This window comes from Cuniculiplasma thermophilum (assembly GCF_052315355.1).
In the GTDB taxonomy this organism is placed as follows: domain Archaea; phylum Thermoplasmatota; class Thermoplasmata; order Thermoplasmatales; family Thermoplasmataceae; genus Cuniculiplasma.
Genome location: NZ_JBLSDF010000021.1, coordinates 1 through 12,669, shown reverse-complemented (window position 1 = coordinate 12,669; position 12,669 = coordinate 1). Strand labels below are relative to the sequence as shown.

The following is a 12,669-nucleotide window of genomic DNA, read 5'->3' as shown; positions in this document are numbered from 1 at the left end:
AGAAGTATCATGCAATATTATGATGCCGTCTAATGATATTTATAAAGAGATCAAACCTGAGGATGGCCTGGACAGGGAATTGATACTTTCCAATTTTAGCGGTTTTCCAATTGAAACTTTCAGCAAAAGATACTCTATGAACATTCCATCAATTATGGTTAAAAGAGACAAGGATATAGGGATGCTATACTATTTCTTCAGGGATACCACCGAAAGGGACCTGGAAATATTTCTTAAAACCTACGGTGCAAGATATGAAGAAGGCATATACACTTTATACGCATCCAGTGCAAATTACCCGGAGTACAATTTTCTTGCAGATATTCTACAAATCCCCTCAGTAGTTCCTGACATTTCCTATATTTTAGATGGTGTTCATTTTTTTCATTTTAGGTTTCATCATTCCGTTACAACACAACTATCCCAACTTCTCATTTCAGAAAAAAGACCCCGCCAACTGATTATAGAAAAAATGGATTCTTACCGGGACAAAAGAAATAACATAGAATGGTTCATAAAGTCCTATAGGCCTTACGTATTCGAATTTCTCTTGAACAACAGTGAATATACAGGAATCAGGGGAAATTATAATGCTGAAATTAAGGGGGTTTGTACCTCCAGTATCAGGAGGGTGGTGTTCTATGGAAATCCAGAAGGTATAAATAATGCAACTAAAATTGACATCAACCTAATGGAAGGAGATTTCAACCTTCAATTCCTTGATCTTCTATATGGGAAATTTAATGGTGTAAGATTGCCCATATACAGCAATCTTCTTACTGCACGGGATGGTAAGATTGCATCAAGAATAATTGTGCCTGAAATGTACAAGAGAAATCTTATAGAAAGGCTCAAAGAAGCGGATATGGGGAGCTACGAAATTGAAATAACAAGGGCAGAAATGTATGAAAAAATAACTGAATGTACATTTCCAAGAATCATTTAACCGCAAGAGCCTGAGAGGCTTCCCTTTTGAACTTCTCCACGTAATCAAGGTGTTGTTTGAAATTGAAACCACCAGGAAGGAAATTGTCCCCAATCCCTTCACTGAATTCATCTATAAGTTTTTCATCTTTTGTTAAAATCATAATGGATGGCCCAGTATCTGCTGTAAAATAAAAGCCATCGTGTTTTTCCTTGAACTTTATGGCCTTCTCAAGGATCCTTAAACTTTCAGGCGTCTGAATCATTAGTCCAGAGGAAAGGAGTACAGAATTCAGACTTAACATGTCAACAGTGGACCTCTGTAACAGGTCATCGAGATCGAATGACTTCTTCATATTCTTGCGAATAAACTTATATTTTTCGTTGACCCATGAGTCGTAAAATGGTGATTCTATAGCTTTGACATGGGCACTATCTGTTGGTGACTGGTTATTCTTCGGAAATATGCCGTATTTGATTTCTTCCGGTCTGTCCTTAATTTTAAGGGCAAAGCAATCGTCCTTCCTCATTCCCGGGTATGAAAGCCACATTGATATTCCGTCAAACACCGCTCTTGTTCCTGATCCGGAAACGTATCTTGCGTACCGTGATTGCAGAGCCAGGTCCTTATCGGCCTCCCCATTGAATGCACAGGATATGAGTGATTTACTAACTGCAGAAGCTACAGCAGAAGATTCGCTCATCCCCTTTGACTTTTCATATCTTCTGTATCTTTTTATATAAAAACCGAAGCTTCCACTTATGGAGTAATCTTTCTTGAATTTACTAAGAGCAAATTCAGCCTTTTTAGTATATGTCTCACTCGTTTCATCATCCAAAATCACTTTATCCTGCCCAGGATTTTTCGAATATACACAAGCGGAAAGGCAGAATGAGAAATCGGTGTTGAATGATATTGAGGGGTTATAAGCTATTCTTTCGTCTTTGTCGTAATAGCCAAGAAATTTCTCAAAGGCTTTGATTGGGTACGAATGGGAATACCATATCCTTCCCTCCTCCGGATCCGCTTCATATTTTCCTGGGATTATCAGCAAATCTTCCCTTTCCAGGAATCTTTGAATTTCCTGACCGTATTTTTTGAATCTGGAATTTCTCATCCATTTACTCTCCTTCTAGTGCCACCATGTTTACACCATTTATAGAATTTTTTCATCATTCCGTCTCATCACACTTCTTTAAAGGCGATTTTTGACATTATAGGTCTGCTTAAGATCCGATAACTGATTTTGACTCAAAGAAGTATTGCCTGTTCATAGATTTCATCCTTCTTATTGGAATTACATCATTATATGATATATTTTCATTCTCATTTCTCTCTTGACTCACATGAAAGTCCGATGAATCATCATTCCTTGTGCTTTTCAATAAAATGCAATATAACCAGAAATTTCTAAAAGAACCTATTATGAGACTCATTTGAAACGATTTCAAACCTAATATAAAGCGGGCCCGCCGGGATTCGAACCCGGGTCTTCGGCTTCGAAGGCCATTAGGATATCCTAGCTACCCCACGGACCCATTTATTGAAGGTTTAATTCTTAAGCCCTTATTATCTTCTCTATCCTTTCCAGGTCAGTCTCTCTTTCATCTCTTTTTTCAACCATGCATTTCGTTATCAGTTCGTACAACGGCATCCCTCTGAACCTCTCTATACTTTTTACGTCCTTTTTTATCTTTTCAGGTTTCCTGGACGTAAGTGCAAAGAATGCAAGGGCTCCAAGGGAATAAATATCAGAATCGATGTATGATATCCCCTCCCTAAGCTGCTCAGGGGCAGAATAACCTTCCGTTCCAATCTTACTTCCCTTTATCCTTATCATATCTGTGTCAGATGACATCCTTATGGATGTACTGAAGTCTATAATTTTAGGGGTACCATCTGGCTCAATAATGATATTTGTGCTACTTAGGTCTCTGTGGACTATTCTGTATTTTCTAAGGTATTTGAGCGCACTTAGCATTTTTGAGGAAAGGCTCAACCCCACCTCATATCCGTAATCTTTCTCTTCAACATACTGTTTGAGACTTATGCCCTCCACCTTTTCCATAACCAGAAATGGTTTTGACTGGTACTGCCCACTGTCAACATATCTCACAATATTGGGATGAATCAGAAGTTTCAAATTTTCAATTTCATTAATTACCTGATCGTTAAGTGGGTCATCTCTGTTTGGCGCGAAATTCTTTGGTATTTTCACAACTACATTTCTTCCCTGTGAATCAAAGCCTTCCAGTATATCGCCCATTCCCCCACTCGTAAGAAACCTCTCTATTTTATATGTATCACGAAATCCGGCAATGCTCTCTATCTTATTCTCCATTGACACTCCATTACATCATCATAAATTTGATTATCGTTTCATTCACAAATATTCTTCTTTACCAAAGTGAAAAACATACTTTCTTCCATCAATTCAACTGACGCAGGTAAAAAATGGAGATAGTGAAGGGTGGACATGTAAGATTGGGGCATTAAGCAAAGGCACTTGCAGATAGTTTCATCAAAATGTAACTCCCACTCACAGAATAAGGTTAAAAGTAAGATAAAATCAATTCAAGATATGGTATAAAACGAATTCCGATCAAGGAAGAGTGAAGTCTAAAGAATCTATGGACATAGATAATTTCGAAAATATTATGGGAATTTTCCGAAAGCCTTCACTGAATAATAAGCATCCAGTAGTTTAGTAAATCATTTTGCTGATTTCAATGATATAAGCCACTGCTATATATTCATCCCATATTTCTCCGATATAAGATCGATTTTGAGATGATATAACATATATATCTTCAGCACATCATGAATTATGGCATACGAAAATTTGTTTAATTTTGCGAGAGAGGCCGAGGCAATACTCATAGTTAATGGAGGGGAAAACTCTCTTGATAAGACATTCAGATATATCACTCAATCAAAAGGTGGTCTCTTCGAAGGCTCTTTTATAGTGGCAACATCTAAAAATGCCACCATATATACTTCTGTACTTGAAGAGGAAACAGCCAGAAGCACTGGACTTGATGTTCAAATATTCCACAGCAGAAAGGAGTATGAAGAGATGATGAAAAATGCTCTTCAAAATGTTAATACGGTAGGTCTGAATTATTCATCGTTATCCTTAGAAAGCTATAAAAATCTTCTCAGAATAATACCCGATAAGGAATTTGTAGATGTTTCAGTTTCAATACTCGAATCAAGAAAGATCAAAGATAAAAGGGAAATCAACAATCTGAAGGAAGCTGCAAAGATTGCAAGTGAATCCATAGAGAAGGTTTATGATGCCCTCAAAGAGGGAATGACAGAGAAAGAGGTAGCATCCCTTGTCGTTTATGAAATGATGAAAAATGGTGCAGATGGGCCATCTTTCTCGACCATTGTTGCCTTTGGTGAGAACTCTTCACAACCCCATTACTCTCCAGGGGAAAGGAAATTGAAAAAGGGTGATGTTGTGTTGATAGATTACGGGGCATTGTATAATGGATATTGCTCAGATGTAACCAGAACTGCATCCTTCGGTAAGGCCAATTCGGAAGTTGCGGAGGTTTATTCCATAGTTTACAGAGCACAGCAAGAATCGATGAAAATTATAAAAGAAAATGTAAACGGGAAAGAGGTTGATTTGAAGGCAAGAAATGTGATAGACTCCACAAAATATAAGGATACATTCATTCACTCTCTTGGCCATGGCATCGGTCTTGATGTTCATGATCATTCTGCACTTTCACCTAATTTGGATTTCCCTCTGAAAGAGAATATGGTTGTCACTGATGAGCCTGGAATATACATGCCTGGTAAATTTGGCGTAAGAATCGAAGACGATGTAATTGTGAAGAAGGACGGCTTTGAGTTGATTTCCGGGGGAGCATCTAAAGAGATAAGGGAAGTTTGATGTCCTTAGACACATTCCGTCCTGAGGTTTATTCAAAAAGTCACATAGTCGCATCATCAAGCATTCTTTCATCTCTTTCCGGAAACAGAATATTGAACGATGGTGGGAATGTTGCAGATGCTGCCATATCGACAAGTGCTGTATTATGCGTAGTGCAGAATAACCTATGCGGATTGGGGGGAGATGGCTTCATTCTAGGGAGAGTAAAAGACCACATTTTCGTTATTAATGGTTCTGGAAAATCTTCTCACAATGTCTCTATAGATTACTATAAAAACCTTGGTTTTGAATCCATACCTCGACATGGAGAAATGAGTGCCATAAATGTTCCAGGTCTTGTTAAATCGTGGATCGACCTCTGGAAAAACTATGGGTCAATGGATTTTAAGGATCTTTTGAGGGATGCCATATATTATGCTGAAGAGGGTTTCCCGGTAACTTTAAATTACGTGGATTCAATAAAAAGATCAATTCCTTATTCAAAAGATAGGGAATGGCTGGCAACTTATAAATATGGAGAGATTAAACCAGGTGATATATTCAGGCAGGGTAATTTGGGAAAAACTCTCAGGGCTATTTCAGAAGACTCTGATTCCTTTTATAATGGATACCTCGCGGATAAAATAACAGAAGGTTTCGCAGATAAAAATATTATAATGGATGACTACGATCTAAAGAATCACAGAAATCTTATTCAGGAGCCCATGAAACTCAATTATGGTGATTGCACAATTTATGAAACACCTCCAAATAGTCAGGGTTCAACGGTTTTGGCATGGTTAAAGTTGTATCAGGATTCCGGTGCCAATGATTTGACCGAATTCTATAGATCCGGGCTTGAAGCTATGGAATTCAGGAGGAATTTCATCGGTGATCCGGAGAGGTACAGTTTGGACAACGACACAATCATTAGTGGCAAATGGAGAAGAAAGGATGAAAGAGTAGGATCATTCAGGGAAAAGGATGATGGAGACACAACATATTTCACAGTTGGAGATAAAAATGGTGAAATAATTTCCATGATACAGAGTAATTACCTGGGTTTTGGATCGCTGGTGATGCCAACAGGCACTGGATTCACCCTTCAGAATCGAGGTTCATATTTCAGTCTGGATCCTCATTCCAGGAATTCCCTTGAGCCTGAAAAGAGGACTTTTCACACCTTGTCTGCAAGTATAGGTCTCAAAGATAGGAACCCATTTTTTTCCTTGGGGACAATGGGTGGTGATATTCAGCCTCAAGTCCACGCTTTATTGATTGATCATATAACCAACAATATTAAGGCTCAAAAGAGTATAGAACTGCCAAGAGCTGTATTTCCTGGAACAATTTACGAGCAAAATGATACACTTTACTACGAAAGAGGTTTCAAAGGAGTGAATCGATTGAAGGACCTTTTTAAAAATGTGAAAGAATTGGAATACGGAGATCATCTGTTCGGCCATTCTCAGGTATTAGTATATCTGGACTCAGGGGTGATTAATGGAGGCGCAGATTTAAGGGGGGATGGTTTTGCAATCCCGGGGGTGTGAATTTTGGAAGTTCTAGGCCCAATGGAAGATAAGGTCAGAGAGGTCACTCAGGGATTCTCTGATATGTTCGGGGAAACATCAGAAATAATTGACCAGATAATTCAGTTTCTCAAGAAAATATTGGACAAAGGGGCATACCCAAAAAGCAACCTTTTTGATCTCACCAGAAATGAATGGAAGATAAACACGGCTCTTACACTCTGGATATTAAGAGTGATAGATGTTGATTCTTTTACATCAAGAGCCATATACAATATAAGGGACAGCATGGAAGAATCGCTGTCAAAGACAAGTGCTGAAGAACTTTCAATCGTGGCAGAAAGACTGGGAATCCCTATGGAATATTCATCTTCTGGAAATTACTATATTTCAAGAGTGCCAATCTTCACAAAATCTTGTTCAAGGATAAGTGGAAGTAATTTCAGACTTGTATATCAGTCTTTTAAGGACAACGGGGTACTGTCAAACAAGAACAAGATTGACAAAATAATCAGGGAATATGCAGTTCTATTGATGAAAGATACTATTGAGGAAATAGATAGAGAAATTGCGGTTAAATATTTCGATTATTACCTTCATGATTTGGAAGCCATCAGGGAGAATGCAAAAAAATTACTAACTCCTGTGGATCTGGGTGATGTTGACATCTCGGCATTTCCGCCATGTATTCTTCATTTTATATCAGATGCGAAGAATGGCGTGAATATACCTCACATGGGAAGATTTGCAATGGTATCTTTTCTAAGTAAGGTTGGTATGCCTGAGGAGGACATAATGAAAATATTTTCGTCTGTGCCTGACTTCAGTAGAAAAATTACAGAATATCAAGTAAAACATATTCTTGGTGAAATCTCCGGGATAAAGTATATTCCGCCAAAATGTGAAACCCTTCGCTCAAATCATCTATGTTATATGGATGACGATCCAATATGCAATTCACCTAAAATGAAGCATCCATTAAGTTATTACAGAATCAAAAAACAAAATTCAAAGAAAAGCGCTTAATAATTTCATTGTATGTATAATAATAAAAAAATAATCTCTAAAGCAAGAGATCAAAACAAATCAGATTGCATCAAGTTACAATTGGTGCGCGTAGCTAATTTTTTTCAAAGCATTTAGAGTCTTCTTTCAATAATCTTTATGAGAGTACTCTTTTTTATATTTGCATCTATGTTGTATATTTTACATTTCTCATATGGAACGCGGGGATACCTTCCATCCCTTACTTCGTATAAAACCTTCAACTGCCTCAATATTTCATTCAATTTTTCATCAGAAAATTTTTTGGCCGCCTCAACATTTACCTTTCTTCCAAGGCGTTTGCTTATCTTTGGATTAAAATATTGTGAATATAAGGTTATCTTCATACGAGCACTGCGTTAATAACCCCATCCTGACCTGGCCTTGATGTTATTCTGGCCATACCGACCTCAGTTTCAATCAAGGTGCCCTTATTCATTATGTTTCTCTGGACAAAATGGGGATTTGCCGGATTTTCTTTAACAGTCACTATCTTTGTTCTTACGGTTTTCTTCTCCTTGGGGTTATACACATTAGCAACACTGTCGTTCAAAGCAGCAACCTTTACGTTTCCACCTCTGACTCTTAAAACCTTTCTTTGTGGTGCGTTTATTCTTGTGAGCGTTGGCTCCCTTCCTATCTCGGATCTTCTTTTTGACCTGAAATCTTTATATTTTCCGCCTGTGAACTTTGTCGATGTTCTTCCCTGAAATCTTCCCAATTTAACACCTGTGTAAAGGGAATGTATGCATTATCTTAAATCTTTTGGATTTTAAGTGCTGTCAATCATTTTTAATTTTCTTAATGTTAAAAACACAGGTATTTTTCCCATTTGTTTGCCTGTGAGAGTTTTCAACATCAGCATTCAAAAGGGACTCAAACAATCTCCTTTCAAGTTCACATGCTACTGGAAAAATAGATGAAACTCTGAAAATGGGGCAGTTATATTCAACAAGATTGTAATTATCTGAGGGATTTTGCTTTACCTCTGGCATATATCCGTCCCTCTCCCTCAACTCCCTCAGGATGTTAAGTTTGTCCTCGAAAGTTTTTCCCTGGAATTGTTTATATACTTGTGAGTAGAGCAATTCATATCTTTGCCTCAGGAACTGCTCCGCAATTTCATTTTGTTTCATTCTTTTCATGAACTCAAGAAGATCCACAAGAATCCTTTCCGACCCTGCATTTTCAGATGGCATGTTTGAATCAGATGTTAAAGAAAAGACGTAGGCAGGTCTACCCATATGAAGTTTTTTTACTCTTCTCTCTATCTTACCCTGCGCCTCAAGTTTGTTGATCCATTTCAAAGCCCCCATTTTTGACATCCCAAGTTGAATGCTAATCTGATTCAGTGTGGAAGGACCATTCTTTCTCAGTATAACGTAAAGTTTTCTCTCCGCACTATAAGACCCTTCATTTTCCATTATGCCATATAAATCTGCACTTTATAAACTTTATAAATTGAATTATTTATAATGTCTTTCAAATGAAAGGTTATGGAAAAATATATTTATGCTGCTTTTTCAAAGACCTTCATAATAATAGGAAATTTCTCGACTGAAATCTATCTATCGTACTTTTTCTCCAGATCAATCCTGTCTATTGACTATTTCGCATTGAGTGATTTTACAGGACTTTTATTAGGTATTGCAGTGCAGATTCCTCTGGGAAGATTTCTGGATTCTAAAAATAAGAAAAACATTCTAATTCTAAATCAGATCATATTATCATCATTTTTGATCTCTGCCTATTTAATTTTTGATTTTTCAAGGCTTATAATTATGTATGTAGTATCAATTGTGCTTGGGCTATTCAGTGGTGTATCATACAGCACCACAAACTCCATTCTCAGGCATCTTTCGGATGGCATGAACACATCTAAAATCAATGGCTATTCTGAAATTTTCGGTCAATTGCCCTCCATTTTTGGCGGTATTATGTTCCTTTTGATATCCGGTTTTATCAATTTCAGGTCTTCCTTCATTATTTCATCTTTAATTGACCTCAGTTCCATTTTTCTTATATTATTCATTCCCTATGATCCTTCAATTCACCTTACCGCGGTTTCATCGTTGCAGAAGTCTAATAAAACAGAGACTGGGAAAGGTTTTAAAATTTCAAATTATGGTTCCCTTACCTTATTTGCGATCATAATGAATATTCCATTTATTATGGTTGTCACGGGCAATTTCCTTTACCCAATTTACATTGTCATGAAATTGCACAGAGGAGCGAATTTCATAGCAATTGAAGGATCCATTTATGCATTCAGTGCGCTTTTCTCAGGCATTATATTTCCAAAAATACAGCCGCATCTTGATAAAAGGAAATTGTACATGCTGCCTTTCTCAATATTTTCCATTGGAATTTTTGGGATTGCAATCACTAAATCGCCATTCATATTCCTTTCAATGTCCATATTCTTGGGTCTTGGAAACGGAAGCTCAAGAATACTAAGAAACACAATGATAATGAGAAATGTGGAAAATCGATTCATCGGTAGGTACAACACTAGGATATCCTCTTTTGTATATCTCATGAGAGCAATATTCCTACTTTTCTATTTTTTGTCTGTTGTCTGTATCTCCGTAAGGTTTGCAATATATGTCAATTGTTTAACCGTAAGTTTTCTTCTACTGATTTTGTACAGGTTGAATTTTCAGGAAAATAAAATTAAAATTGGTATTTTGCAGGAAAATTGATCCTATTTTTAGTACGTAATTATATCCCTGATCTGATGTTCTTGTATATTCTCAAAGAAATCCCAAAGAATATGAGCATTGCAATCAAAAGCACTCCCGAGAAATATAGGGAGGAGGAATTTACTCCTGATATGAATGAACTTCTAAGTATATTTGAAATGAAACTTAAGGGATTTGCCCCTGCAATAACCTGTAACCACTCTGGTGTCTGGCTTGTTATAGGGTAAAACGCAGTGCTTGCAAAGTCCAGCAGGAAGAAGAGAAGTATGGTGATAGTATTATACGCCTGCATGGACTTTGCCAGACCTGAAATTATAAGAAAGATGGATGAAAAGAGCATTGTACCAACAATCATCGTCAAGACGAACAATCCAACTCCAGCAAGGGTAATTTTAAATTGAACAGGGATTGTAAAGGCGAAAGCGATCATTATGGCAGAACCTATTAGAGAAAATAAAATTGAAACAAATATGATACCAAGTAAATACTCTGATCTTCTGAAAGGACCAACCATGATCTGCTCGAACATACCCCATCTTCTGTCAGACCACAGCATGCTTCCTCCCACATTTCCCGCTGTAAATGCCTGGAGTGCAATAATTCCTGGGGCTAAAAATGTGGTATATTTAACATTAACACCGTTATATACGAGGCTTAACCCACCATTGGGATCTATGCCCTGAAACATAAAACCCATCACAAAGAGGTATAATGTCGGTAATCCAAGCATAAAAATAAGCGTTCCAGGATCAATGTTTACAATGATATTCCTTATGGTCAATCTAACAAATGCAGGCATTTTCATTTTTGTACCACCTTCATGAATACTTCATCCAGCGTTGGATTATCTATTGAGACGTTTTCAATGGAAATGTTCATCTTAGATACGGAATCAAGAATTTCTGGTAGATTTCGATCTATTTTTTTACCAAGGATGTTTATCACGTTCTCTCTTACTTCAATCTCCTCTATATTGAAAGCATCAAGAGACTTTTTTATTTCTTCAATCCTTGTTGACAGATCATGGTCTGAAGTAACTTTTAATGTCCTAAGTGTCCCAAACTTGTGTTTCAGTTCATCAGATGTTCCTTCAGCAACTATAATTCCATCATTTATTATACCAATCCTGTCACATATCATATCTGCTTCTTCAAGATTCTGTGTTGTAAACAAAACTGTCAAACCCATTGAAGCCCTTTCCCTGATGTAATTTAATATCTTTCTTCTCATTATTGGATCTAGTCCAACAGTGGGCTCATCTAAAAATAGGACTTTCATATCGTGCATGAACTCTCTGGCCACCTGGACTCTCTTTTTTTGTCCTCCACTCAGGTCATACATCCTCTTTTTTCTCATCTCCTGAAGTCCAAATAAGTCCAGAAGTTGTTCCATCCTCTCTTTAATCTGGGATTTTGGGACTTCCCATAGCATACCGGTAATTTTAAAATTATTCTCAACTGAGGTGAAATCAAAGGATTCTTCCTGCTGTACAACACCTATTGCCCTTCGTACCTTTGCCCCCTCTCTTCTGATATCATAGCCGCTTATAGTGACCTCCCCACTGTCAAACCCTATGAGGGTAGTCATGATTTTTATTGAGGTTGATTTTCCAGCCCCATTTTTTCCAAGCAATCCATATATTTCTCCCTTTTTAACGTGAAATGTAAGTCCGTTTAGAGCCATCTTTCTTCCATCGTAGCTCTTTCTAAGATCTTTTACTTCGATCTCATAATCCATTGACCCATTAGGTGACATTAGGTTGCAATGTTTACATCGTTATATAAATTTCCCAAATTCTCAATTGATATTTAGACTCATCAAACCTTTGTGTGGTTTTCTTTGGACTTGACAAATTTGCATAATATTCAATAACTTATTTTGCAGTGAAAAAGTATTGTTTGCTCACAGATTCCATTCTTATTTTTAGAAATACTGTATTATTTGTTTTATTTTCATTCTTTTGTCATGGTTAATTAATTCGAAAAGCCAATAAAACAATACAAATTTTCAATAGATTTGAGTTTAGTATATTTTCTATTCAAATCTTGAGAATCTATTCTTTGAATAGCATGATCGCCTAATCAAAACTGCCGTTTTTATCTTTAAAATTAATTTTAAAAATCGTCTGTGCTATAATAATACCACATTGCGAAAAATGATTCCTTTAAGAAGATAGTATCCCGAATTTTGTGTAAGTACAAATGAAATGACTCCATCAACAATGGATAAATTTCATGAAACATAAAAGGATGCCTCCTAAGAACAACCAAAGGAGGCAATGAATAATGGAAGAGTTTGATAAAAAGATATCGGAAATTGTAAGGAAGACAGTGAAGGAGTTCATGGAATCTCTCATGAAGGGAGAGATAGAGGCATTCCTTGAAGAGAATAAGGGATCAAGGAATGGATATTATGAGAGAGACCTAGGAACAAGATACGGAAAGATCAATGATCTGAAGATTCCAAGAGATCGAAATAACGAATTCCAGACAGCTCTATTTGAGAAATACCAGAGGAATGTTGGTATTGATGAGCCTGTTGTATCCATGTATTCAAAGGGAATATCAACAAGGAAGATGG

The 12,669-nt window shown here is 36.9% G+C and carries 13 protein-coding genes and 1 tRNA gene; 6 read left to right on the top strand and 8 right to left on the bottom strand.

Annotated features, from left to right (window positions below; translation table 11 throughout):
- Positions 1–19: 19 nt before the first annotated feature.
- Entirely contained in the window at positions 20–946 is a 927-nt protein-coding gene (locus ACNF42_RS04995; protein WP_443339519.1) for a hypothetical protein, read from the top strand.
- Here ACNF42_RS04995 and ACNF42_RS04990 read toward each other — a convergent pair.
- From ACNF42_RS04990 to ACNF42_RS04980, 3 genes are all read right to left on the bottom strand, one after another.
- The gene (locus tag ACNF42_RS04990) at positions 939–2,042 is read right to left on the bottom strand and encodes a mevalonate 3,5-bisphosphate decarboxylase (RefSeq protein ID WP_443339518.1); all 1,104 of its coding nucleotides are present in this window, start codon (positions 2,040–2,042) and stop codon (positions 939–941) included. The genes ACNF42_RS04995 and ACNF42_RS04990 overlap by 8 nt on opposite strands.
- 347 nt (positions 2,043–2,389) lie before the next feature.
- Positions 2,390–2,463: transfer RNA gene (locus ACNF42_RS04985), tRNA-Arg, on the bottom strand.
- 20 nt (positions 2,464–2,483) lie between these two features.
- On the bottom strand, positions 2,484–3,266 hold the full coding sequence (locus tag ACNF42_RS04980; protein WP_443339517.1) for a serine/threonine-protein kinase: 783 nt from the start codon (positions 3,264–3,266) through the stop codon (positions 2,484–2,486).
- A 486-nt stretch (positions 3,267–3,752) separates the two neighbouring features.
- Here ACNF42_RS04980 and ACNF42_RS04975 point away from each other — a divergent pair, with 486 nt between their 5' ends.
- From ACNF42_RS04975 to ACNF42_RS04965, 3 genes are read left to right on the top strand one after another with little or no spacing between them, the layout of a single operon-like run.
- Positions 3,753–4,832 carry a M24 family metallopeptidase gene (locus tag ACNF42_RS04975; protein ID WP_443339516.1) on the top strand — a complete coding sequence of 360 codons (1,080 nt, stop codon included), beginning with the start codon at positions 3,753–3,755 and terminating at the stop codon, positions 4,830–4,832.
- A complete protein-coding gene (locus tag ACNF42_RS04970; protein WP_443339514.1) occupies positions 4,832–6,364 on the top strand; it encodes a gamma-glutamyltransferase family protein in 1,533 nt (510 codons plus the stop codon). The genes ACNF42_RS04975 and ACNF42_RS04970 overlap by 1 nt, the downstream gene beginning before the upstream one ends.
- A 3-nt stretch (positions 6,365–6,367) precedes the next feature.
- Positions 6,368–7,369, top strand: a complete 1,002-nt coding sequence (locus ACNF42_RS04965; RefSeq protein WP_443339513.1) for a DNA primase regulatory subunit PriL — start codon at positions 6,368–6,370, stop codon at positions 7,367–7,369.
- A 113-nt stretch (positions 7,370–7,482) separates the two neighbouring features.
- Here ACNF42_RS04965 and ACNF42_RS04960 read toward each other — a convergent pair whose 3' ends face one another.
- The 3 genes from ACNF42_RS04960 to ACNF42_RS04950 all read right to left on the bottom strand — a co-directional run bounded on the left by ACNF42_RS04960 (position 7,483) and on the right by ACNF42_RS04950 (position 8,811).
- Positions 7,483–7,734: a signal recognition particle subunit SRP19/SEC65 family protein gene (locus ACNF42_RS04960; protein ID WP_443339512.1), complete on the bottom strand. Its 252-nt coding sequence runs from the start codon at positions 7,732–7,734 to the stop codon at positions 7,483–7,485.
- Positions 7,731–8,108 carry a 30S ribosomal protein S8e gene (locus ACNF42_RS04955; RefSeq protein WP_443339511.1) on the bottom strand — a complete coding sequence of 126 codons (378 nt, stop codon included), beginning with the start codon at positions 8,106–8,108 and terminating at the stop codon, positions 7,731–7,733. The genes ACNF42_RS04960 and ACNF42_RS04955 overlap by 4 nt, the downstream gene beginning before the upstream one ends.
- Before the next feature lie 61 nt (positions 8,109–8,169).
- Positions 8,170–8,811 (bottom strand): helix-turn-helix transcriptional regulator, encoded by a 642-nt coding sequence (locus ACNF42_RS04950; RefSeq protein WP_443339510.1) that lies wholly within the window; start codon positions 8,809–8,811, stop codon positions 8,170–8,172.
- 72 nt (positions 8,812–8,883) lie between these two features.
- On the opposite strand from ACNF42_RS04950, the gene ACNF42_RS04945 reads away from it, so the two are divergent.
- Positions 8,884–10,089, top strand: a complete 1,206-nt coding sequence (locus tag ACNF42_RS04945) for an MFS transporter (RefSeq protein WP_443339509.1) — start codon at positions 8,884–8,886, stop codon at positions 10,087–10,089.
- Between the two features lie 19 nt (positions 10,090–10,108).
- Here ACNF42_RS04945 and ACNF42_RS04940 read toward each other — a convergent pair whose 3' ends face one another.
- Positions 10,109–10,888, bottom strand: a complete 780-nt coding sequence (locus ACNF42_RS04940; RefSeq protein WP_443339508.1) for an ABC transporter permease — start codon at positions 10,886–10,888, stop codon at positions 10,109–10,111.
- 2 nt (positions 10,889–10,890) lie between these two features.
- Positions 10,891–11,844 carry an ABC transporter ATP-binding protein gene (locus ACNF42_RS04935; RefSeq protein WP_443339507.1) on the bottom strand — a complete coding sequence of 318 codons (954 nt, stop codon included), beginning with the start codon at positions 11,842–11,844 and terminating at the stop codon, positions 10,891–10,893.
- Positions 11,845–12,374: 530 nt separating this feature from the next.
- Between ACNF42_RS04935 and ACNF42_RS04930 the strand changes: the two genes are divergently transcribed.
- On the top strand, positions 12,375–12,669 hold a 295-nt coding region (locus tag ACNF42_RS04930), incomplete at its 3' end, for a transposase (RefSeq protein WP_443339506.1).